The organism is Serratia surfactantfaciens, assembly GCF_001642805.2.
Taxonomy (GTDB): domain Bacteria; phylum Pseudomonadota; class Gammaproteobacteria; order Enterobacterales; family Enterobacteriaceae; genus Serratia; species Serratia surfactantfaciens.
Map to the genome: position 1 here is coordinate 2252829 of NZ_CP016948.1, position 23248 is coordinate 2276076.

22 protein-coding genes are annotated in these 23248 nt (G+C 58.4%); 9 read left to right on the forward strand and 13 right to left on the reverse strand.

The genetic code is table 11. The annotated features are described in order from the left end of the window. Positions 1-26: 26 nt before the first annotated feature. Positions 27-2006 (reverse strand): FKBP-type peptidyl-prolyl cis-trans isomerase N-terminal domain-containing protein, encoded by a 1980-nt coding sequence (locus ATE40_RS10625; protein WP_063918484.1) that lies wholly within the window; start codon positions 2004-2006, stop codon positions 27-29. Continuing rightward, entirely contained in the window at positions 2003-2407 is a 405-nt protein-coding gene (locus ATE40_RS10630; RefSeq protein ID WP_063918485.1) for a hypothetical protein, read from the reverse strand. Before ATE40_RS10630 ends, ATE40_RS10625 begins: the two co-directional genes overlap by 4 nt. 438 nt (positions 2408-2845) lie before the next feature. Between ATE40_RS10630 and ATE40_RS10635 the strand changes: the two genes are divergently transcribed. Continuing rightward, positions 2846-4666, forward strand: coding sequence for a hypothetical protein (locus ATE40_RS10635; RefSeq protein ID WP_063918486.1), 1821 nt, complete (start codon positions 2846-2848; stop codon positions 4664-4666). 131 nt (positions 4667-4797) lie between these two features. On the opposite strand, the gene cutC is transcribed toward ATE40_RS10635, so the two are convergent. Beyond that, complete coding sequence (gene cutC / locus ATE40_RS10640) at positions 4798-5556, reverse strand: copper homeostasis protein CutC (protein ID WP_063918640.1); 759 nt, start codon at positions 5554-5556, stop codon at positions 4798-4800. Positions 5557-5657: 101 nt separating this feature from the next. On the opposite strand from cutC, the gene ATE40_RS10645 reads away from it, so the two are divergent. Then, positions 5658-6806 (forward strand): MalY/PatB family protein, encoded by a 1149-nt coding sequence (locus ATE40_RS10645; protein ID WP_063918487.1) that lies wholly within the window; start codon positions 5658-5660, stop codon positions 6804-6806. Here ATE40_RS10645 and ATE40_RS10650 read toward each other — a convergent pair. After that, positions 6803-7369, reverse strand: coding sequence for a VOC family protein (locus ATE40_RS10650; RefSeq protein ID WP_019452819.1), 567 nt, complete (start codon positions 7367-7369; stop codon positions 6803-6805). The genes ATE40_RS10645 and ATE40_RS10650 overlap by 4 nt on opposite strands. An 815-nt stretch (positions 7370-8184) precedes the next feature. Here ATE40_RS10650 and argS point away from each other — a divergent pair. Next, the gene (gene argS, locus ATE40_RS10655) at positions 8185-9915 is read left to right on the forward strand and encodes an arginine--tRNA ligase (protein ID WP_063918488.1); all 1731 of its coding nucleotides are present in this window, start codon (positions 8185-8187) and stop codon (positions 9913-9915) included. Positions 9916-9979: 64 nt separating this feature from the next. On the opposite strand, the gene murJ is transcribed toward argS, so the two are convergent. The 4 genes from murJ to rimJ all read right to left on the reverse strand — a co-directional run bounded on the left by murJ (position 9980) and on the right by rimJ (position 13773). Then, complete coding sequence (gene murJ / locus ATE40_RS10660; RefSeq protein WP_025159812.1) at positions 9980-11515, reverse strand: murein biosynthesis integral membrane protein MurJ; 1536 nt, start codon at positions 11513-11515, stop codon at positions 9980-9982. Positions 11516-11621: 106 nt separating this feature from the next. Then, the gene (locus tag ATE40_RS10665) at positions 11622-12542 is read right to left on the reverse strand and encodes a Gfo/Idh/MocA family protein (protein WP_025159813.1); all 921 of its coding nucleotides are present in this window, start codon (positions 12540-12542) and stop codon (positions 11622-11624) included. Continuing rightward, positions 12535-13179, reverse strand: coding sequence for a YceH family protein (locus ATE40_RS10670; RefSeq protein WP_063918489.1), 645 nt, complete (start codon positions 13177-13179; stop codon positions 12535-12537). The genes ATE40_RS10665 and ATE40_RS10670 overlap by 8 nt, the downstream gene beginning before the upstream one ends. Positions 13180-13188: 9 nt before the next feature. Then, positions 13189-13773, reverse strand: a complete 585-nt coding sequence (gene rimJ, locus ATE40_RS10675; RefSeq protein ID WP_025159814.1) for a ribosomal protein S5-alanine N-acetyltransferase — start codon at positions 13771-13773, stop codon at positions 13189-13191. 345 nt (positions 13774-14118) lie between these two features. Here rimJ and mdtH point away from each other — a divergent pair, with 345 nt between their 5' ends. The 5 genes from mdtH to ATE40_RS10700 all read left to right on the forward strand — a co-directional run bounded on the left by mdtH (position 14119) and on the right by ATE40_RS10700 (position 18812). Further along, positions 14119-15324, forward strand: coding sequence for a multidrug efflux MFS transporter MdtH (mdtH, locus tag ATE40_RS10680; protein WP_063918490.1), 1206 nt, complete (start codon positions 14119-14121; stop codon positions 15322-15324). Between the two features lie 73 nt (positions 15325-15397). After that, positions 15398-15646 carry a hypothetical protein gene (locus ATE40_RS10685; RefSeq protein WP_019452827.1) on the forward strand — a complete coding sequence of 83 codons (249 nt, stop codon included), beginning with the start codon at positions 15398-15400 and terminating at the stop codon, positions 15644-15646. 127 nt (positions 15647-15773) lie between these two features. Then, positions 15774-16421, forward strand: a complete 648-nt coding sequence (gene grxB / locus ATE40_RS10690; protein WP_063918491.1) for a glutaredoxin 2 — start codon at positions 15774-15776, stop codon at positions 16419-16421. A gap of 34 nt (positions 16422-16455) precedes the next feature. After that, positions 16456-18096, forward strand: coding sequence for an ABC1 kinase family protein (locus ATE40_RS10695; protein WP_063918492.1), 1641 nt, complete (start codon positions 16456-16458; stop codon positions 18094-18096). Between the two features lie 152 nt (positions 18097-18248). After that, positions 18249-18812 (forward strand): lipoprotein, encoded by a 564-nt coding sequence (locus ATE40_RS10700; RefSeq protein ID WP_004927555.1) that lies wholly within the window; start codon positions 18249-18251, stop codon positions 18810-18812. A gap of 55 nt (positions 18813-18867) precedes the next feature. On the opposite strand, the gene yebF is transcribed toward ATE40_RS10700, so the two are convergent. From yebF to cspE, 5 genes are all read right to left on the reverse strand, one after another. Then, positions 18868-19227: a protein YebF gene (gene yebF / locus ATE40_RS10705; RefSeq protein ID WP_019452830.1), complete on the reverse strand. Its 360-nt coding sequence runs from the start codon at positions 19225-19227 to the stop codon at positions 18868-18870. A gap of 70 nt (positions 19228-19297) precedes the next feature. Next, positions 19298-19606 carry a N(4)-acetylcytidine aminohydrolase gene (gene yqfB, locus ATE40_RS10710; protein ID WP_019452831.1) on the reverse strand — a complete coding sequence of 103 codons (309 nt, stop codon included), beginning with the start codon at positions 19604-19606 and terminating at the stop codon, positions 19298-19300. A gap of 39 nt (positions 19607-19645) precedes the next feature. After that, a complete protein-coding gene (locus tag ATE40_RS10715; protein WP_063918493.1) occupies positions 19646-19969 on the reverse strand; it encodes a YebG family protein in 324 nt (107 codons plus the stop codon). Positions 19970-20057: 88 nt separating this feature from the next. Further along, the gene (gene dbpA, locus ATE40_RS10720; protein WP_025159815.1) at positions 20058-21440 is read right to left on the reverse strand and encodes an ATP-dependent RNA helicase DbpA; all 1383 of its coding nucleotides are present in this window, start codon (positions 21438-21440) and stop codon (positions 20058-20060) included. A 147-nt stretch (positions 21441-21587) separates the two neighbouring features. Beyond that, the gene (gene cspE, locus ATE40_RS10725) at positions 21588-21797 is read right to left on the reverse strand and encodes a transcription antiterminator/RNA stability regulator CspE (protein WP_004927572.1); all 210 of its coding nucleotides are present in this window, start codon (positions 21795-21797) and stop codon (positions 21588-21590) included. A 246-nt stretch (positions 21798-22043) separates the two neighbouring features. Between cspE and purT the strand changes: the two genes are divergently transcribed. Further along, positions 22044-23222: a formate-dependent phosphoribosylglycinamide formyltransferase gene (gene purT / locus ATE40_RS10730; protein WP_063918494.1), complete on the forward strand. Its 1179-nt coding sequence runs from the start codon at positions 22044-22046 to the stop codon at positions 23220-23222. The last annotated feature ends 26 nt before the right edge of the window (positions 23223-23248 follow it).

The following is a 23248-nucleotide window of genomic DNA, read 5'->3' on the forward strand; positions in this document are numbered from 1 at the left end:
TCGGGCCGGCCTGCGCCGGCCCGCATTTACCCGTTGCCGACATCGACAATCCGCAGCTCATAGACCATCGTCGCGTTCGGCGGGATCTGCGGCGCATAGCCCGTTTCACCGTACGCCAACTCCGGCGGCACCACCATCGTCAGCGAGCCGTGATTTTTCAGATGGCCTATCGCCTCGCGAAACAGCGGCGGATAGGCGGAGAGCGGCTGTGACATCACCTTCCCACTGCGATCCATATCCTGAATCACGCTGCCGTCGGTCAAGCTCTCTTTCACCACGATGTCCACCCGCGCATTTTCCGCAATGGCTTCATCACCGGCATAATCGATGCGATACCAGAAGCCGGCTGGCGACTTCTGCGTGCCCTTCTTCTTTTTAAACTCGGCGACGAACGCTTCGCCTTTGCTGGTTTGCGTCTTCGCCGCCTGGCTTCTGGCGTCGTTCACCGCTTTTTCCGACTCCGCCAATGCGCTGGCCAGCTGCGCATCGCTCAGTTGGTAATGGCCGTTGAAGGTATCAATTACGCCGGCCAGCAGCACGGTTTTATCGGGAATGATGCCCCAATTTTTACGCTCCGCCAGCATCGTTTGAATGTCGCGCCCCAGGGCGACACCGGCGGCATAGCTCTGTTGCTCCGGTTTTTTCTTGAGCGTCAGTGCATCCGGCAGCCATTTGGCCCGCGCTTTCAGGCCGTTTAGCTCCTCCTGCAAGGCTTGCTGCGCCTGATGGGCGGCTGCCAGCGCCGTCGCCGTTTTATCCGCCTGTTGCGCCGCGTTATCCCGCTGCTGCGCTACCTGCGCGCTTTCTGCTACTGCTGCCGCCAAACGTTGTTCCAGCGTCTTAGCCTGCTCGGTTTGCTTTTGGTTTTTTTCCTGCAGCTGCGCCAGCTGCTGTTGCAGCTCGCCCGTCGTCTTGGTGGCCTCGGCCTTTTGCTGCGCCAACGCCGTCTTCAGGCTTTTCTCTTGCTGCTCGGCCTGCTGGCGCTGGCTGTCCCGCTCTTTCTGCAGCGTTGCCAGCTGCTGCTGCAGTTCGCCCGCCGTCTTGGCAGCCTCGGCCTTTTGCTGCGCCAACGCCGCCTTCAGGCTTTTCTCTTGCTGCTCGGCCTGCTGGCGCTGGCTGTCCCGCTCTTTCTGCAGCGTTGCCAACTGCTGCTGCAGTTCGCCCGCCGTCTTGGCAGCCTCGGCCTTTTGCTGCGCCAACGCCGCCTTCAGGCTTTTCTCTTGCTGCCCGCCCTGCTGTCGTTGGCCCTCCTGCTCTTTTTGCAGCAACGCCAGCTGCTGCTGGAGCGTATCCTGCGCCTTGGCGGCCTCGGCCTTCTGTTGTTCCAGTTCAGCGGCGGCCGCTTTTTTGTCCTGCTCATAACGCTGGCGCGCTTTATCATTGGCGGTTTGCGCCGCCGTCAGTTTTTCCCGCCAGACCTGCTGCGGAACGTTATCAGACGATTCAGACAACGTCGCCAACCGTTGTTCCAGCGATGCGATGCGTCGATCTCGCTCCTCGGTTTGTTGCTTTTGCTGCGCTAGCGCCGTTTGCGCCGCGGCTATTTGCGCCTGAGCCTGCCGCTCCTGCGGCGTCAGGTTCAACGCCTGCCGCACGCTGCTGGCAAAGTCGCTCAACGCGCTCAGATCGGGTGCCGCTGCCGGCTTATCGGCAGCCGCCAGGGAGGACGCGACGCGCAACGCGGTCAGTTCCTGCTGCAATGATTGAATAGCGGCTTGCTGTTGATCCAATCGCGCATCTTTCTCGCGCAGCGTCTTTTGCAACTGCGCCAGTTGCCTCTTCTGAGTGGCCGCCTCGCGGGGTTGAACCGGCCGGCTCGCCGATTTTTGGGGTTCCTGGGGCTGGACGGCCGTTGCAGCGGCGTCCGCCGCCGGGGCATCCTGCCGCTGGTAGCGCTCGGCAAATTGCAACAGCGCAGGCACATCGTCATCTGCCACAGCAACCGTTGGCGCAAACGCCAAGGGTATCATCAGGCTCAGCAATGCCTTTCTCGCACGCAGGATCATTTGGCGCGTTCTCCGCGCTCAGCCAGTCCGGTCATCATTGCAGAACTGATGTCCGCACAAAGGCGGTTGGTACGATAACGATATAGCGCGTCGACGGTTTCCTGCGTGTCCGTCTTGACCCGTTGGCGTACCCCGGCATATTGCGCTGCACCGCCCATCAAGGTATCGAATTCGCGTTTGAATTTTTGGTACTTTTCGTTATCCATGCCGCGCATCGCATCCAGTTCGCGCTGACATTGCTGCATGCGTTCGGCCTCACGCTGCCGTTTGTCTTGCTCCGCAATTTCTTCTGCGCTGGGCGGCTTGCTTAAGGTAGAAACAGGCCGCTTGGCGGTCTGACAGCCGGTCAGGGTCAAGGTCAGCAAAAGCGCAGCGGTCAAACAGTGTGCCGTTCGGGTCATTATCGTTATCTCCTTGTTAAGTCCGCCATCAGCGCGTTCTGCGGCTGCGCCGACGGCTCTCCTCAATTGATGCTGTGATGTTCCGGCCATCAGCCAGGCTGTGTTCGGACATGAAAATGCAGACGCAGCATTGAGAGGCATGGCGCCAATCATTCACTGCATAAATGCATATCAAAAAATCATTTAATATTATGATATTTAAAGGATTTTAACTCACAAACTTATCAGCAGGACATAACAATCGCAAGAAGATATGGGGGGTAGTCGACCGAGATACCGCGTTGAAACGGACTCATGGTCTTTACAAAACATAAAAAAAGCCCCGGCAATACGCCGGGGCATGACTTTACGCTGTATCAGCGTTCTACAAACCTTATCGACTGTTTCAATCGTCCCGACTGATTGACAATCATGTTGCCAACCAACAGGAGAAATTTCATGAGCAATATGATTAGTGTAAATAATATCAGTGAATTGCGTAATCTGACGCCAGTTACAGATGACCAGATTGTCTTTTTAGTTTCTCACACCGCCGGACGTTTCGCCGGCGGCGGAGAATTCTATTATGCGAAAACGGATACAACCAGTGCGGACAATAACGGCACCGTGGTGGTGACAACGGGAGGAGCCCGCTGGAAACGACTAGAGCAGAAACTCAGTTTCGATCACTTCGGCGCCGATCCCAGTGGTGCCTCCGCCTCGGATGCAGCAATCAGCGCGACATTAACCTATGCCGCGAGTTTAAAAAACAAAGTGGTCTATGCTTCGGAAAATGCTCAATATCTGCTGACCAGTGCTCAACCTATCAACGTCGCTAACGGCGTCACTGTGAGAGGCTCCCGTCGCGGTATTGCTCAAGGCCCTGCAAGCCTTACAAGCAATGGCCCTAATCGGGCAGGCCTTGCGGACGACAGTGCTTTCATTATCAAAAAACCCGCAAGTACGGTTTGTTTCGCCTGCGATAAGAATATTGTCTTTGATGGCTGGTCGTTCCTCTACCCGGATCAAAAATATACCGCCACCCAGCCGGAGGCATTCGTTCAATACGGTGCCACCATTACCGCAGCCGGCGCTCTGTCAGTCGCCAACTGCCGTTATGTAGGCGCCTATGACTTTGTTGAAGCTCGAGGAGAAGCCAACAACTTTGAGAATATCTACGGTTGGGCAGTCCGCTGCGACTACCGGGTTTATGAAAGCAGGGACATCAACAGATTTACCAATGTTCACGTCAATGCCAATGTTGTGCGTCCGACAGAAAACGCGGTTACTGCCTCTATCGCCGTAGCCGGTTCTTGTGCTTTCAATTTCGATCGCCACGACAATACGTTTATGGTGAATGTATTCTCTTATGGCAAAAAGATCTTTATCAAAACCACAACACAAGGAACCTCCTATTTAGGCGGTCTCAGCCTAAGCAACTTCATGGCAGACAGAAATGGTACCGGAATTGATATCGACTCAGATTCCTCCGCCAATATTCAAATCACCAACGGCTCTTATATTAATGACTATGGTGATGCCGTTGGGGGGTTCCTGGTATTAAGAAAATCTACTGGCCAATCTAATATCACCCCTGTGCAAATCAGCAATGTTAGCTTCGCTACCGCCAATGGACCGAAGAGCTCACTCTCTCCTCAGGCTATTCGCTTCGAAGCAAACGCTGGATATCAACTCTCATTCAGCAACACCGTTATGCCAATGTGGACAAACGGCAGTCTGAACAATGAAGCTGGTTACAACATTCTCAGAGGCACACTGAGCATTGCACAACGCAGCTATCAGCTGCATGAGGCCCCGCTAAATTATTTGACGAATAGCAATCTGATCGCCATCGGTGCTGACAATCAGCCTACAGGCTGGTTTATTGACGGGAAACTGACGGTAGACAGCAATCTTCTGACGGCCACTGGCGACAACCCGGCCTACAAAGGTTTGGGTCAACGTATTCATCGGAGCATGGGACCGAGGACATTCTGGGCCATCGCATCCTCTATCGGCGATCAATCCACCGCGCAAGCTTCGACTGGCATTTGGGCCCGCTCGTTCAACGATAACTATACCGACACTGTCGAGAGCAATCAGGCTATTCCCTGGATACGCATCGGCAACCTCTACTACGCGCGTTTTGTCATGAACAACAATCGCACTATCCACGATATCTTGGTCAATCCCGGCAGTGGCAATAATACGGTTCGCATTTTAGCCTGCGGCATTAGCCCGGGTGAAATCTTCGACTTCTCGCCTGACACGTTGCAATAGTCTCTCGCGGCATAAAAAAAGCCCCGGCAATACACCGGGGCCTGGTACTTGCGCGACCGCCGAGGGCCCAGCGTCACGCAAAGGGGTCTTACGGCCCGGAAACCGGTTGTCAAACGCGGTTAGCTGCGTGTTTATGCGCTTTGCGCCAAGGGATCAACCAAGGCCAGCGCGTTTTTCATCGCCTCCACCATTTCGCCATCCACGCAATAATGGCTAAATTCGTCAAACTCGTTGTCGGAGCACATGGTGACCCCCGCCTTGCGGTAACGCATGGTCGACGGCACCAGATGGCCGGAGGAGCTGTGCAATTCGTGCAGGCCGATATCGACAAACTTGTGCAGATTGCTGAGGCGCACGCCAGCGCCCGCCATGATCACCGGCCCCTGACTGGCCTGGCGCAAATCGCGCAGCAGCGGCAGACCCAGCTCGGCGCTCTGCTGTTGGCCGGAGGTCAGAATGCGCGCCACGCCCAGGTCGGTCAGCTGCTCGAGCGCCACCATCGGGTTCTGACACATGTCGAACGCGCGATGGAAGGTCACCGCCATGCCCTCACAGAGCTTCATCACTTCGCCCATGCGCGGCAGATCGATGTGCCCTTCTTCATCCAGCATACCGACCACCACGCCAGGGAACCCCATCTCGCGGATCTGGCAAATATCCTGCTTGATCACCGCGAAATCCACCGCGCCGTAGCAGAAATCGCCACCGCGCGGGCGTACGATCGGATGTACCGGGATCGAAACCCGCTCGCGCGCCAGACGCAGCGTGCCATAACTCGGCGTCAATCCCCCTTCGCTCTGGCTGGCGCACAACTCGATACGATCGGCGCCCGCCCGTTCGGCCGTCAGCGCACAGTCGACGCTAAAGCAACAAACTTCCAGTTTTATCATTGTCACCCCCAGATAACGGCCAACATACGGCGGCAATTGTTCATTTCTTTATTTCTCACGTAGGCTCATGCTTAAGCATAAACCGGCTCAGGGTTATCACTATGGCATTCAATTTTGATCAATGGGTAGACCGCAGTCACAGTGACAGCGTTAAGTGGGATAAATATCGCGATCGCGACATCATTCCGCTCTGGGTCGCCGACAGCGATTTCACCTCACCGCCGGCGGTGATCGAAGCCTTGCAGCGCCGCATAGCGCACGGCGTGTTCGGTTACACCCATCCATCCCATGATCTTATTGAGGTTTTTACCCGCCGCATGGTAGAGCGCTACGGTTGGCACATCAAGCCTGAGTGGATCATTTTCCTGCCGGGCCTGGTGTGCGGCCTGAACCTGTGCGTGCGCGCCTGCACCGAAGCCCACCAGAGCACGCTGGCCCCTACCCCTATTTATCCGCCGTTTCGCAAAGCGGCCAAATTCGCCGGACGCCAACACCTCTCGGTGCCGCTGGCGGCAGTGGATCAACGTTGGGTGTTGGATTTTGCCGCGATGCGCGGACGGCTCAGCGGCAACGAAAAGCTCCTGCTGCTGTGCAACCCGCAAAATCCAGGCGGCACCGTTTATCGCCGAGAGGAGCTGTTGCAGCACCATCAGTTCGCGCGCGAGCACGATCTAATCGTCTGTTCGGACGAGATCCACTGCGAACTGCTGCTTGAACCCGGCGTGCGTCATATCCCTTTCGCCACCCTGAACGAAGACGCGGCCCAACGCAGCGTAACCCTGATGTCGCCATCAAAAGCGTTTAATCTCGCCGGGTTGGGCGCCTCGATGGCGATCGTCCCTAATGACGCGCTGCGACAAAAGCTGAAACGCGCGCGCAGCGGCATCGTGCCGGAGGTCAATCTGCTGGCGCTGGTCGCCGCCCAAGCGGCCTATCAATACGGGCAACCCTGGCTGGACGAGCAGTTGATTTATCTGCGCGCCAATCGCGATCGGCTGACCGAGCGCATCAACGCGATGCCGGGATCGACGTTGTTGCCGATCGAAGCCACCTATTTGGCCTGGATCGACTGCAGCGCGTTGCCGGTGGACAATCCGCATCAGTTCTTCGAGCGCGCGGGCGTTGGATTAAGCGCCGGTTTGGATTTCGGCGATCGGCGCTTTGTACGACTGAACTTCGGTTGCCGGCGGGCTCTGCTCGATGAAGCGCTCGATCGCATGGCGCGGGCCTGCGCCACGTTGTTCGACTAGCCTTGCTCGCTGGCGACAATGTCCCGAATGGAGTAAGGATGAAACTTGATCGTGACCGTTCCATCGGTGATGGCCAGCGTCGGGTTAGGCAATCTCTCGCCCTCGCCTTTTGGCGAGCTTTGCTTCAGTTTGATCCCCGGTGCCAGCAACGCTTCGTCAGCGAGATAGCTCAACGCGCGGGCGTGCAACGTCTGCGGATCGCCGCTCAGGACCAACTCGACATGTTCCCAGCCTTCATGCGGATAGCGTTTCTCTCCGGGATACGGCAGCTCGACACAGTCTATATGCCACGGTCCCACGGCCAGCGGCTGCGACAAATCGAACAGACAGATAGGCCGCCCGTTGATCACCGCCTCGGAAAACAGTGTTCCGCACTGCATCAATCCCTGACGCCAGCGTTCGGCAGTGGCATTTTGGTGGCAACGCAGGGAAATGTGATCGGCGGTAAACGAGGACAGATCGAGCCGCAATCTGGCGGCAAATTGTTGCAACGCCTGTTCGAAACGCGGTAGGTCGAGCGTCAGATCGTCAAGCTCGGCAATGGCCTGCAAGGGAGTGGTCATAAAAACCTCAAAACAACGAGCGCAAAGTTAAACGCCGTAATTTACACGGTGGTGGCCGTATTCGCCAGGGATACGCGCCAGTTCCGGCGGTTTTCTGGCATCGGCAGAAAACAAGAAACCGATACCCTTTAAGGTGGGAATATACAATTGGCAATAAAATAAAAAATCAGATTTTTCGCACCTCATTATACTTTTTAATCATGACGCCACTATTTAAGTTATTTTACACAAGTTCAACCCGCACCGAGTCGTTAAAAACGATTGAGTTACTTCGTTTGTCCGGACTTTACTCATGCTTAGAGAGCATGTAAAACAACAAACACAACTCATTGTATAAGAAGAAAATAAAATCGTTAAATAATTAAAAATCTAAGGATTATCTTAATTTCCATCCGGCCAATTGATTCACCAAGGCAACTCGGCTACCTTGGTGGAAAATTTAATTCGAGATGATCATTATGCTATTGCTGACGATATCCTTGGTGTTGATAATTATCGCCGTATACGCCATCTACCGTCATTTCAAATCGCGCAGCACCAATACGCTTGATGGCAGACGTCACAATAAAAAACGTTAGCCTCCTGACTCTCTCCGCCCTGCCTGCTATTTTCTCGGTCGTACCATTTCCCACCTTCTGACAATCGACGGCCGCATCCGACGAGGGTTTCATCGCGGCGGCCGTGCCAACTGCTGACGGGCTGTGTCAAATCGGTTACACTTGCAGGCTGTTTTGTGGCGGTCGCCGTCGGCGCCCACCACCGTTGAATCCCGCAGGGGCTGGCATCGGCCCCTCGTTCGTCATTAAGGTAACCCGGTGAATATTCAGGTTCTTCTTTCAGATAAAGTCAGCCAGGCGCTGATCGCCGCTGGCGCCCCAGCCGATTGCGAAGCGCAGGTCCGCCCATCCGCCAAGGCTCAGTTTGGTGATTACCAGGCCAACGGCGTGATGTCCGTCGCCAAAAAGCTCGGCATGCCTCCTCGCCAGCTGGCGGAAAAAGTGGTGCAACTGCTGGATCTCGGCGACATCGCCGGCAAAGTGGAGATCGCCGGCCCCGGCTTTATCAATATTTTCCTGAACAGCGAGTGGGTCGCCCGTCAGGCGGACCTGGTGCTGAGCGCGCCGAAACTGGGCATCGCGCCGGTTGAGCCGCAAACCATCGTTATCGACTATTCCGCGCCGAACGTGGCGAAAGAGATGCACGTCGGCCACCTGCGTTCCACCATCATCGGCGACGCCGCGGCGCGCACCCAAGAGTTTCTGGGCCATAAGGTGATCCGCGCCAACCACGTCGGCGACTGGGGCACTCAATTCGGCATGCTGATTGCCTACCTGGAAAAAATGCAGAATGAAAACGCCAGCGATATGGGACTGTCCGATCTGGAACAGTTCTATCGCGAAGCCAAGAAGCATTACGACGAAGACGCCGAGTTCGCCGAGCGCGCGCGCGCGTACGTCGTGAAGCTGCAGGGCGGCGATCAGTACTGCCTGAAAATGTGGCGCAAGCTGGTCGACATCACCATGGCGCAAAACCAGCTGACCTATAACCGCCTGAACGTCACGCTGACCGAAGACGACGTGATGGGCGAAAGCCTGTACAACGCGATGCTGCCGGGCATCGTCGCCGATCTGAAAGCCAAGGGGCTGGCGGTGGAAAGCGAAGGCGCCACCGTGGTGTTCCTTAACGAATACCAGAACAAGGACGGCGACCCGATGGGCGTCATCATCCAGAAAAAGGATGGCGGCTACCTCTACACCACCACCGACATCGCCTGCGCCAAGTATCGCTACGAAACGCTGGGCGCCAACCGCGTCCTGTATTACATCGACTCCCGTCAGCATCAGCACCTGATGCAGGCCTGGACCATCGTGCGCAAAGCCGGTTACGTGCCGGAGTCCGTCTCGCTGGAACACCACATGTTCGGCATGATGCTGGGCAAAGACGGCAAGCCGTTCAAGACCCGCTCGGGCGGTACGGTGAAGCTCTCCGATCTGCTGGATGAGGCCATCGAGCGCGCCGAACAGCTGATCGCCGGCAAAAACCCGGATATGCCGGAAGACGAAATGAAAAACGTCGCTCGCGTGGTCGGCATCGGCGCGGTGAAATACGCAGACCTGTCGAAAAGCCGCACCACCGACTATGTCTTCGACTGGGATAACATGCTGGCCTTCGAAGGCAATACCGCACCTTATATGCAGTACGCCTATACCCGTGTGGCATCGGTATTCAAACGCGCCGGCATCGACGAAACCAGCCTGACGCTGCCGCTGACGCTGACCGAAGAGCGTGAAATTGCGCTGGCCACCCGCCTGCTGCAGTTCGATGAGGTACTCACCACCGTCGCGCGTGAAGGTACGCCGCACGTCATGTGTAGCTACCTGTACGATCTGGCCGGCCTGTTCTCCAGCTTCTACGAGCACTGCCAGATCCTGAACGCCGACAGCGAAGAAGCGCGTCAGAGCCGCCTGAAGCTGGCGCTGCTGACCTCGAAAACGCTGAAAACCGGTCTGGATACGCTGGGTATCGAAACCGTCGAGCGCATGTAAATCGCGCTGTGCGGAAAAACAAAAAAGGTCGCCAAGGCGACCTTTTTTCATTTTGGCATTCGGCTCAGGCGACCCGGCGCGCGAAATCACGCGGGCGGAAGCCCAACCCGGCCAGCACGCCGAAATAGGCCATCACACCGGCCACCACCACCGCAGCCAGGCGCAGCAAACGCTCCAGCATATTGCCCTGATCCCAGGCCGGCATCAGCCACATCGCGCCAATCAACACCGCCGACATCACCAGCACCGCGATCACCAGCTTGGTGAGGAACAGCGCCCAGCCCGGCTGCGGCTGGAAGATCTTTTGCTTGCGCAATTGCCAATACAGCAGCGAAGCGTTCAGACAGGCCGCCAAACCGATCGACAGCGCCAAACCGGCATGTTTCAGCGGGCCGATAAATGCCAGGTTCATTACCTGTGTCATGATCAGCGTAATGATGGCGATTTTGACCGGCGTTTTGATGTCCTGACGCGAATAAAAGCCCGGTGCCAGAACTTTCACCACGATCAGCCCCATCAGCCCTACCGAGTAGGCCACCAGCGCGCGTTGCGTCATCGCCGCGTCAAAGGCGCTGAACTTGCCGTACTGGAACAGCGAGACGGTCAACGGCTTGGCCAAAATACCCAGCGCGATGGCGCTCGGCAACGCCAGCAGGAAGCACAGACGCAGCCCCCAATCCATCAGACGCGAATACTCGTCGTGGTTGCCGCTCGAGAAGCTTTTGGCCAGCGACGGCAGCAGGATAGTGCCCAGCGCCACGCCCAGCACGCCGGAAGGAAACTCCATCAGGCGGTCGGCGTAATACATCCAGGACACCGAACCGGACACCAGAAACGAAGCGAAAATGGTGTTGATGATCAGCGAGATTTGGCTGACCGACACCCCGAGGATCGCCGGCCCCATCTGACGCATCACGCGCCAGACACCGGCATCGCCCAGCTTGAGTCGCGGCAGCACCAGCATGCCGATCTTGCGCAAGTGCGGCAGCTGGTAGCCCAGCTGCAGCACGCCGCCGACCACTACCGCCCAGGCCAACGCCAGCACCGGCGGGTTAAAGTAGGGGGCGGCAAACAGCGCAAAACCAATCATGCTGACGTTCAGCAACGTTGGCGCAAAGGCCGGGATCGAGAAGCGGTTCCAGGTATTGAGGATGGCCCCCACCAGCGATGCCAGCGAAATCAACAGAATATAGGGGAACGTGATGCGCAGCAGCGCCGACGTCAGCGCAAACTTGTCGGGCGTATCGGTAAAGCCCGGCGCGGTGAGATAGATAACCCAGGGCGCGGCCAGCATCCCCAGCACCGTCACTACTGCCAGCACCAGCGTCAGCAGCCCGGAGACGTAGGCAATAAACGTGCGCGTCGCCTCTTCACCCTGCTGGCTTTTATATTCGGCCAGGATCGGCACGAAGGCTTGCGAAAACGCTCCTTCGGCGAAGATACGGCGCAACAGGTTGGGAAGTTTGAACGCCACGAAAAAGGCGTCCGTTGCCATACCGGCCCCGAACACGCGCGCGACGATCGCATCGCGGGCAAAGCCCAACACCCGCGAAAACATCGTCATCGAGCTGACGGCAGCCAAGGATTTGAGTAGGTTCATGTGGTTATCTGATAGGTACCGTAAATATCAACGCCTGCTGTTGCAGGCGTCAGTGAAACAATCGGCTCAGTTTACGCATCCGGAAAAGAATAGCTACCGCCATATGTTACATAGAGTTATCCCGCAGCAAGCGCTCGACCATCCGCTGAGCCACCAGCGCCTGTTCGCCGCCGGTTTCCGGCGCGCTCTGATTGGCAACGGCATGGAGAAAATGCCGCACCGCCCCGTCGAAGCCGCGTTGCACCAGCGTGCTTTGCCATCCCGGCACCGGCTGCTCCAGCTCGCCCTGCGCATCTTCACGCAGCCAGTGACGCATATCGGTCAACTGGTACAGCGCGCCGTCGGTCACAGCCTGCACGCTTTCGCGCTGGCTGCCGCCGCGGCGATGCATGCTGGTCGTCACCTGCGTGTCTCCGCAGGCGAAGTGGTGTTCGGCATACAGCATTTCGCCTGCGGCGTTAACCCGCAAGCTGCCGCTCAGCAGTTGCTCGCGCCCCCCCGCCAGCCACAGAGCGGTATCCACCACGTGCAGGTAATCATCCAACAGGGTAAAACGCAGGTCTTGAGGGCCGACGCTGTCCGCCCGGTGTTTGTCCATGCGAATGGAAGCCGGCTGGTTCATTTGCTGCTTGAGCTGCTGATAAAGCGGCGCGAAACGGCGGTTGAATCCCACCATCAGCGTTTTGCCCCGCCGCTCGGCCAGCTCGAGCAACTGCTCGCCCTGCTCCAGCGTTTCCGCCAACGGCTTATCGACGTAAACATGCACGCCACGATTGAGCAGCTCGCCAATCACCGAGAAATGGCTGGCGGTGCTGCTGTGGACAAAGATCGCATCGCACTGTTCGGCCAGGCTGTCCAGACGAGGGAAGCAGGCCATGCGATAGCTGTCGCATATCGGCTGCGCCTTTTGTTGATTGGGGGAAAAGCCGCCCACCAGCGTCCAGTCCGCCGCCTGCCCAAGGATCGGCAGATACGCTTTCTGCGCGATGCCGCCCAATCCCACTACACCCACGCGCAATTTAGTCATTCGTCTCTCTCGCCAACAGTTGCTGCATTTGCCGTTTCAACTCCGCCACTTCAGTTTCCAGCGCGCTGATCCTGGCGCTCAATTCGTCGTCGGTCTCCGGCTCGAGCGCCAGCGGCGCCTCATCAACCTGACCGCTGAACAGATGCATGAAGCGACTTTCGCGCTTGCCGGGCTCACGCGCCAGGCGCACCACAAACGGACCATCTTCGCGGGTGGCCAGCTGCTGCAGCACCTGTTCAACCTCGCTGACATCGCTGAACTCATGCATCCGATTGGTACGGGTGCGCAGCTCGCCCGGCGTTTGCGCGCCGCGCAGCAGCAAGGTGGCGATCACCGCCAGCTCGGCGGGTGAGAGTTTCAACTGGCCGAATTCGGAATTGCAAAACCGCTGCTCGTACTTCACCACCCGATTGCCGAACCCGCTGAGGGTACGCAGGAAATGTTTACGCAGCAACAAATCGAGCAGTTGCTGCACCTCGCTTTCGCTCAGGTCCATCACCGGTTCGCGGTTGGTCTTTTGGTTACAGGCCAGGGTAATGGCGTTAAGCGAAAGCGGGTATTGGTCCGGGGTCGTGACCTGTTTTTCCAACAGGCAGCCGATAACCCGGGCCTCTTTGGCGCTCAATTCATATTTCATCGTTTGGCCTCAACGTGGCGGTAGCCACTCTTTATTGGTGTACGCCGTCAAAACGTGATCTTGCCACTTGCCGTCTATCAGCAGGTAATCCTTGGCGTAACCTTCGCGTTCGAATCCCAGTCGAGTCAGCAGTGCGCCGCTGCGCTGGTTGTGCGGCATATAGTTGGCCATGATGCGGTGCATGCGCTGTTGGCGCAGCATATAACGAATGGCGGACTGCAAGGCCTCGAACATCAGCCCCTGCCCCTGCCATTTCTCCCCCAGCGAATAGCCGAGGAAACAGGCGTGAAACGAACCGCGCAGCACGTTGCTGAAATTCGCCACGCCGCGCACTTCCTGTTCTTCCGGATCGAGCAGGATAAAATAGTAGGCGCTGCCCTGCTTTTGCATTTCGGTGATCATGCCCAGCCGAGCCTGCCAGCCGGAGGGGTAACAGTGGCTTTCGTCGCGCACCGGCTCCCAGGGTTTGAGAAAGGTCCGGTTCTCGGCATAATAGTCCGCCAGGCGATAGGCATCCCGTTCATGCACTAAACGGACCACCATCCGGTCGGTAGTAAGACGTACTTTTGGCGATGCAGAGCGGTAGCCGAACATCATTTCCCCCGCAGTCAAAACGGTTCGATAAGAAGTATTTATTAGGAAGCCGTGCGGATAATTATCCTGTGCCGATCTTACGCCACGGCATTATTTTGCCAATCACGCCGTCGAACCGCACTTTCCTGTCTTCAATATAACCGTTGCCCGCCCCCGAGGTAAAATCCCGGCCGCTCAGTAAATCGCCGAATGCGCGCTTTACGGCGTTTTTCCGCCAATTTTGCAGCGCAGATAACAGCTTGACGATAAAAAAATATTATCTACACCGCCCCTGTCGCCGCACGGAAATTGGGTAGAGAATGGAGAGGCTGTCTCCCCCTCTTTCTTAATTGCTCATGGTGAAGCATGTCTCTGGTGTCGCAAGCGCGCAGCTTGGGTAAATATTTTCTGTTGCTCGACAACCTGCTGGTGGTATTAGGCTTCTTTGTCGTGTTTCCGCTTATTTCGATTCGCTTTGTCGATCAGCTGGGATGGGCGGCGCTGATCGTCGGCATCGCGCTGGGTCTGCGTCAGCTGTTGCAGCAGGGGCTCGGCATCTTCGGCGGCGCCATCGCCGATCGTTTCGGCGCCAAACCGATGATCGTCACCGGCATGTTGTTGCGCGCCGCCGGTTTCGCCACCATGGCGATGGCCGATGAACCGTGGATCCTGTGGTTCTCCTGCGCGCTCTCCGCCCTCGGCGGTACGCTGTTCGATCCGCCGCGCACCGCTTTGGTGATCAAACTGACCCGCCCGCACGAACGCGGTCGCTTTTTCTCGCTGCTGATGATGCAGGACAGCGCCGGTGCGGTGGTCGGCGCGCTGATCGGCAGTTGGCTGCTGCAGTACGATTTCCACTTTGTCTGCTGGGTCGGGGCGGCGATCTTTGTGCTGGCCGCCGGCTGGAACGCCTGGTTGCTGCCGGCTTATCGCATCTCCACCGTACGCGTACCGATGAAAGAAGGCATGTTGCGGGTCCTGCGCGATCGCCGTTTCCTCACCTATGTCCTGACGCTGACCGGCTACTATATGCTGGCGGTGCAGGTGATGCTGATGCTGCCGATCGTGGTCAACGAAATTGCCGGTTCGCCGGCGGCGGTCAAATGGATGTATGCGATCGAAGCCGCGCTGTCGCTGTCGCTGCTCTATCCGCTGGCGCGCTGGGGAGAAAAACATTTTCGGCTTGAACAACGCCTGATGGCTGGCCTGCTGCTGATGACCCTCAGCCTGCTGCCGATCGGCTTGGCCACCAGTCTGCAGGGGGTGTTTACGCTGATCTGCTGCTTCTACCTGGGTTCAATCATCGCCGAACCGGCGCGCGAAACGCTGAGCGCTTCACTGGCCGATCCGCGGGCGCGCGGCAGCTACATGGGCTTCAGCCGTCTCGGTCTGGCGCTCGGCGGCGCGCTAGGTTATACCGGCGGCGGCTGGATGTACGATACCGGCCGGACGATGAACCTGCCGGAGCTGCCCTGGTTGCTGCTCGGTGCCGTCGGCTTCGCCACGCTGCTGGCACTGCATTGGCAATTCAGCCCGCGGCGCAGCGCCTCTATGATGCTGCGCGGCGGTTGAGGCCATAGAAATCCGGCCGAATCGGCAGCAGCTGCTATCCTGTTAGTAAAAACACCTACAGGAGCCCGTCGGCATGATTGAAGAAGCGAAGTTACCGCAACTGCTCGAACATATGATATTGAACTTGCGCATGATCTATGCGCGCTCTACCCTGGTGGAAAAGGCGCTGGCCCAAATTATCGCCGGCGACAGCGCGCTGAAAAGCGATGTCATCAAGCAGCTGCAGATCGTCACCGCCGCCAACGAGCGCGATCAGCTCGATCTGGAACAGGCCCGCATTCACCTGATCGATGTGCTCAACTCGGTACCGGTCAAGAAATAACGCCCCTCGCCCGCGCCTGTTGCGCGGGCAATGTCGCAATAACGCACCATCCAACACACGCACTTCAAGACAGCCTCGGTAAGCTGTGGTAACTATTGCTGTTAAAACCTGACAACCCGGAGCAAGCATGAAACTGTTCATTTACGATCATTGCCCATTCTGCGTTAAAGCCCGCATGATTTTCGGCCTGAAGCACCTGCCGGTTCGCCTGGTCACGTTGCTCAACGACGATGAGACGACCCCGTTCACCCTGATCGGCAAAAAAATGGTGCCTATCCTGGTCAAAGACGACGGTGAAGCGATGGCGGAAAGCCTGGATATCGTACGCTATGTCGACGGTCTGGACGGCAAACCGGCGCTGACCGGCAACACCAACCCGGCCATCGCCGAGTGGCTGCAGCGGGTCGGCGGTTACAGCGCAAAACTGCTGTTGCCGCGCATTGCGCATGCCGACTTCGAAGAATTTGCCACCGACAGCGCCCGCCGTTACTTTATCGATAAAAAGCAGGCGTCAATCGGTGATTTTACAGAGCATCTCGCCAACAGTGCCGATCTGATCGCCGAGTTGGAAGCTGACCTGCACGCGCTGTCGCCGCTAATCGTCTCCGCCGAGGCGGTAAACGGCGAGCTGTCCGAGGACGACATTCACCTGTTCCCGCTGTTGCGTTCGCTATCGATCGTCGCCGGAGTTGCCCTGCCGGACAATGTTGAAGCCTATCGCAACCGCATGGCGCAGCGCAGCGAGGTGCCGTTGCTGCTGGATATGGAACAATAACGTTAGCAAGTCACAACAAGGACATGGCGTACTGATGTTGAAAATGGTGCTCGCCACCGCTCGCGACCGGGCGCGGCTGAAGGAAATTACCTCCGTTCTGATTCGTTACGGCCTGCAGGACGTTCTGCGCCTGCTGGGGCTGGGCGCTTTGTTGCGCGGCGCCCGCAGCGAGCCCGGCCGACAGGACGCGCAGACGCTGCCTGAACGGCTGCGCGAAGCGCTCGAGGCGCTGGGCCCTACCTTCGTCAAATTCGGCCAGATCCTGGCCACGCGCTCTGATCTCTTGGATCCGGCCTGGACCGATGAACTGGATCGCCTGCACAGCCAGGCGGCGGTGCTGCCATGGGAAACGCTCGCGCCGCAAATCATCGCCGATCTGGGCGGCGAGCCCGAGCAGCAGTTTGCCGAATTCGATCGTACCCCGCTGGCCGCCGCGTCGATGGCGCAAATCTACCGTGCGCGCCTGCACAGCGGCGAACAGGTGGTGGTAAAAGTGCTGCGGCCCGGACTGGCGAAAACCATCCACGCCGATCTGCGGCTGCTGGCTTCGCTGGCGGAGACCGTGGAACAGCAGAGCCCGGCGCTGGCGCGCTATCGACCGAGGCAGATGGTCAGAGCGCTGGCGACGGCGCTCAATCACGAACTGGATTTGACTCACGAAGGGCATAACTGCGATCGCGTCGCCGGGATGTTCGCTCATCAACCCGACGTCGTGGTGCCGAAAATCTATTGGCAATACTCTTCCCCCCGCCTGCTCGTGCAGGAATACTTGCCCGGCACCGCGCCGGAAAACCCTGAGCAGCTGGCGGCGGCGGGTTTTGACGGGCCGCTGTTGGCGCAACGCGGCGCCCGCGCCTTTATGAGCATGGTACTGGAGCACCGGCTGTATCACGCCGATCCGCACCCCGGCAACGTGATGGCGCTGAGCGGCGATCGCGTCGGCTTTATCGACTTCGGCATGGTGGGCCAGTTGTCCGAACGGCGGCGCAACCAGTTGCTGTTGCTGCTGCAAGCCATCGCCGAACGTCAGTCCGAGGGCATCGTCAACACGCTGATCGCCTGGTCGGACAGCGAACCGCTGGACCTGATGGATCTGGAGCTGGCGGCGCAAAACTTTCTCGACAAGCAGGCCGCCGCCACCCTTACGCTGGGTAAAGCCCTGACCGATCTGCTGGTGATGGCGCGCGAACACCAGCTGGCGCTGCCGCCCGATCTGGTGCTGCTGTTCAAGGCCTTGATCACCGCCGATGGCGTGCTGCACCGGCTGGATCCGGCCTTCGACATCGTCGCAACGCTCAAGCCGATGTTGCAACAAACGGCGCTGCGGCGCTACGCCCCCGATGCCGTGCGCCAGCGGCTGTTGGCTCTGGGTGGGGAAGCGCTCGACGCCGGAGAGGAGCTGCCGCAAACCTTGCGGCTGTTGGTTCGCCGCCTGAAGCGCGGGCAGCTCAATGCCGATATCAACGTCAGTAACCTCGGCCAGTTGAGCAAAGCGCTGGAACGCGCCGCCGTCACCCTGGCCATCGCCATCGTCACCGCCGCTTTCGCCCTGGGGCTGGCGCCTTATTTGATGCATTCGTCGCTGCGGCTGTGGGGCGTTCCGCTGTTCCCGCTGTTGGGAGGCGCGGCCTGCCTGGCCGGAGTGATTCTGTTGGCGCTGCGATTGCGGCGCTGACGCTTTCGGCGTTATCCGATAGGTCTTGCCTGCTTTTGCGCGCACTATCCTCCCCATCTCTCCGCCGGCCGTTTTCACGCGCAGGTGGAGCGTTTATAATGATTAATCAATTATCTGCAGCACTTTTCGCCAGCAGTCGCAATGAGGCATTAATGAAGAAGATCCTGATGGGCGCAGCCGCCCTGCTGTTCGCCGGCGTATTGGCCGGTTGCAACCAACTGACCCAGTACACCCTGAGCGAGCAGGAAGTGAATGATTACCTGCAGAAACACAACGACTATCAGAAACAGATCGGCGTGCCCGGTCTGGTGGACGCCAACATCGTGCTGACTCAGCTGCAAAGCCAGATTGGCCGCAGCGAACCGGGTAAAGTCACCCTTTCCGGCGACGCCAAGGTCAACATCACGTCGATTCTCGGCCCGCAGGCGGCGGACCTGAAGCTGACGCTGAAGGCGCAGCCGGTTTACGACCGAGCGCAGGGCGCCATTTACCTGAAGGACATGGAACTGACCGATTACAGCGTGCAGCCGGAAAAAATGCAGACGGTGATGAAAGCGCTGACGCCGTATCTGAACCAGTCGCTGAAATCCTACTTCGACCAAAAACCGGCCTATGTGCTGAACCCTGACAACAGCAAAACCGAAGCGCTGGCGAAAAAACTGGCGAAGGGGTTGGAAGTGAAGCCGGGTGAGTTGGTGATCCCGTTCAGCGACTGACGCCGCCCTGAAGCATCAAGCCCGCCGCCGGCGGGCTTTTTATTGCGGGTAAAGATTACTGCGGCGCGCTGTAGGCGATTTCGCCGGTGTTGCAGTTGAGCGTCACGTTGTAGGTTTTATCTGCCTTGGTGCCACGCACCGTCAACGGCACCTGCCACACCTGATCCTTGCCGCTGATGGCATCCGGGCTGACCCAGGCAATCGGCGTTGCGGTACCCAACAGCTTTTTGTCCGACTCCCAGCGCGTGATGCGGTTCTGCAAGAAGTCGCGCTTGACCTGGGCGGCGATATCCGCCGGCTGCAGGCCCGCACACTGTCCCACCTTGGCGGTGCGCTGTTCGTGATCCTGCGCCCACACCGTCGTCGATGCTCCCACCATGGCCAACAAAGCGATAGCCAAACCCGTTTTTTTCATATGTCCTCCCGTTGTGATTAGCGCTATCCGGGCGCCCATCCCTGGCTCACAACAGGGTTTTGGCAAAGGATTACCGTTTGACGAACTCAATGACAAACAGCGCATCCAGGCCCGGATAGATTTCCTTGATCACCTGCTTCAACTCGCTGAGCGACATGTTCTCCTGCTGCGCGTGGCGTTCGGTCAGCGCATCCAGGCGCACCGGCGTTACCGACAACACTTCGATAAAGCAGAAGAATACGCCGTCCTCATTGCGGCTTACGCGCAGCACCTCGCCCGGTTTGAAATGCGATTCGCTGGCATCCCGAATGGTAATAGTTTTACGCCCGGCCAGAATGTCTTGCTCAAAACGGCTGAAGAAAGTTATTTCACGGCTCATTTTAGATCCTTTTTCATCACAACACCGCAACATAGGTCATTATGCCGCTTGCTTTTCTGACGCAGATCCCTCTTTTGAGTTAGACGATGCTTTTTTCGCTTTGTTTTCCGCCGGTTTCTTGAGGGTTTCCGCCGGCGAAGCACCGCGCAGAATCAGACCCAGCGCGTCTTTATTTTCCGCCAGGAAGAAGCTCAGCCCTTCACGCTGTTCGTCATCCAGGCTCAGCGGTGCCTGCTGCAGCCACTCCCCGAGGTTGTCCGCCAGATCCAGCATTTTGTCGTAGGCGTCGGCTTCTTTCTTGCTCGCGAAAGTCATTTTTTCCTCACCGTTTCTCACCACCACATATTTAACTTCAACCGCCATGCGTGCGTCCTCAAATACTCAAATGACTGTAATTATATACAGTATAAATAGATAATGGCGGGAAGGCAAACCGCCACCCGCCTTCGGCTTATTTCAGCAGCCGTACCTTGCAGCTTTTGCCTTTGATTTTACCCTGCTGCAGCTGTTGCAGCGCCTTGCGCGCGCTGGCCTTGCGAATAGCGACATAGGCGTGCACCGGGAACATGTCGATCTTGCCCACTTCCGCCGCCGTCAGCCCGGCGTCGCCGGTCAACGCGCCAAGGATATCGCCGGGACGGATTTTCGCCTTACGGCCGCCGTCGATGCATAGCGTCACCATCTCCGCTTCCAGCGAACCGCTCGCCGCCCCGCTCAGCTCGGACACCGGTGCCCAATCGACGCTCATCTGCAGATAATCTTCAATCGCGTGCGCCCGCGCCATTTCCTGCGGCGTGCACAGGCTGACCGCCAGTCCGCTCAGGCCGGCGCGGCCGGTGCGGCCAATGCGGTGCACATGCACTTCGGGATCGAACGCCAGCTCGTAGTTAACCACCAGCTCCAGCTCTTTGATATCCAGGCCGCGAGCGGCGACGTCGGTCGCCACCAACACCCGGCAACTGCGGTTGGCGAAACGTACCAACACCTGATCGCGATCGCGCTGCTCCAGATCGCCATGCAGCGCCAGTGCGCTGATGTTGCGGGCCTCCAGGGCTTCAAGCACCGTCTGGCAATCGCGCTTGGTATTGCAGAACACCACGCAGGACGCGGGTTGATGATGGCGAATCGCCGACACCAGCAGCGCCGGGCGCTGATCGCGGGTAGTCTCATAGAAGCGTTGTTCGATGGAAGTCTGCGCTTCGCCATCGTCCACCTCGACGCTCAGCGGCTGGCGCTGAACGCGCTCGCTGATGCGCTCGATGCCCGCCGGATAAGTGGCGGAGAACAGCAACGTCTGGCGCTGCGGCGGCGTGTAGCTGATAACATCGTCGATATCGTCGGCAAACCCCATGTCCAGCATGCGATCGGCCTCATCCAGCACCAGCATTTTCAGCTCGTCCAACTGCAGCGTTTTCTTGCGCAGGTGCTCCTGGATACGGCCCGGCGTCCCCACCACGATGTGTGGCGCATGCACCAGCGAATCGAGCTGTGGCCCCATCGGCTGGCCGCCGCACAGCGTCAGGATCTTGATGTTCTGCGTGAAACGCGCCAGGCGGCGCAGCTCTTTGCTGACCTGATCGGCCAGCTCGCGGGTCGGGCAAAGCACCAGCGCCTGTGTGGCGACCTGACCGACGACGATGCTGTTCAGCAGGCCAATGCCGAACGCCGCCGTTTTACCGCTGCCGGTTTTCGCCTTGGCGCGCACGTCCCGCCCTTGCAGGATGGCGGGCAACGCGGCGGCCTGCACCGGCGTCATTTCGGCGTACCCCAGTTCGTTGAGGTTGGCCAACTGTTCGGCTGGCAGCGGCAGGGAAGAAAAAGAAACTGTGCTCACGGCGATAACTCTTATATGGCGAATGAAATGGCGGCGCGCCCGCAGGTTAGCGCCGAATCAGCGGTAAATGATAACAGAGATGGGCGGCGTTACGGGCTGCGGGCATAAAAAAACCCGCCGGCGGCGGGTTTCTTGGCAACGCTGTCGTTAAATAGCAACGACGTTGGCTGCAGCCGGGCCACGTTGGCTGTCCTGGATGGAGAACTCAACCTGCTGGCCTTCAGCCAGGGTCTTGAAACCATCGCTAACGATAGCGGAAAAATGCACGAAAACGTCTTTAGAGCCATCGGCAGGGGTAATGAAGCCGAAACCTTTGCTTTCGTTGAACCATTTAACGTGACCAGTGATCTTGCTCATTTGTGTTTCCTTTACTTGATAAACCTGCCTTGACGGCACGAGACGCGAAAACCTTGTGATAAGTAGGCCTTCTTTCGCCGTCGGTTATTAACGCATAATCGCCCATGCAGGGCAAATATTTCTGCTTGTTATAAAAACAGTCAGTTAGCAACAAAACTGGCGCGACGGCTGTGCACGCAATCGTTTTCGTATATACTGCCCGCCGATCATCAATCCGCTTACTTTCACCGATCCAGGTACGAAACTATGTTAACGATTGGAACCGCCCTGCGCCCTTCCGCCACCCGCGTCATGTTGCTCGGCTCCGGCGAGTTGGGCAAAGAAGTCGCCATTGAATGCCAGCGCCTAGGTCTGGAAGTGATCGCCGTCGATCGCTACGCCGATGCGCCCGCCATGCATGTGGCGCACCGCAGCCACGTCATCAATATGCTGGACGGCGACGCGCTGAAAGCCGTTATCGAACAAGAACGGCCGGACTATATCGTTCCCGAAATCGAAGCGATCGCCACCGCCATGCTGGTGGAGCTTGAACATCAAGGGCACCGCGTCGTGCCCTGCGCCGAAGCCACGCGCCTGACCATGAACCGCGAAGGCATTCGCCGTCTGGCGGCGGAAGATCTCGGTTTGCCCACCTCGAGCTATCGCTTTGCCGACAGCGAGGCCGCCTTCCGCCAGGCGGTTGAACATATCGGCTACCCGTGCATCGTCAAACCGGTGATGAGCTCCTCCGGTAAAGGCCAAAGCCTGATCCGCACGCCCGACCAGTTGCAACAGTCCTGGGATTATGCCCAACAGGGCGGCCGGGCCGGCGGCGGCAGAGTGATCGTCGAAGGGCTGGTAAGATTTGACTTTGAAATTACGCTGCTGACCATCAGCGCAGTGGATGGCGTGCATTTCTGCGAGCCGATCGGGCATCGTCAGGAAGACGGAGATTATCGCGAATCCTGGCAGCCGCAGCGCATGTCGGCCACGGCGCTGAACCGCGCTCAGGCGATCGCGGAGAAAGTCGTGAAAGCCCTGGGCGGTTTCGGCCTGTTCGGCGTGGAGCTGTTCGTCTGTGGCGACGACGTGATCTTCAGCGAAGTGTCGCCACGCCCGCATGATACCGGCATGGTCACTTTGATTTCACAGGATCTGTCCGAGTTCGCCCTGCACGTTCGCGCGTTTCTCGGCTTGCCGATCGGCGCCATTCGCCAGTTCGGCCCTTCCGCCTCGGCGGTGATCCTGCCGCAGCTCACCAGCAGCGATGTGCGTTTCAGCGGGTTGGAAAACGCATTGCGCGGGTACAACCAGCTGCGTCTGTTCGGCAAACCGGAAATCGCCGGGCAACGCCGTCTTGGCGTTGCGCTGGCCACCGCGGACACCACTGAACACGCGGTGGAGCGAGCGAAGCAGGCCGCCGCCGCCGTGGCGGTTGAAAGCTGAAACTGACGGGGCCGCTTACGCGGCCC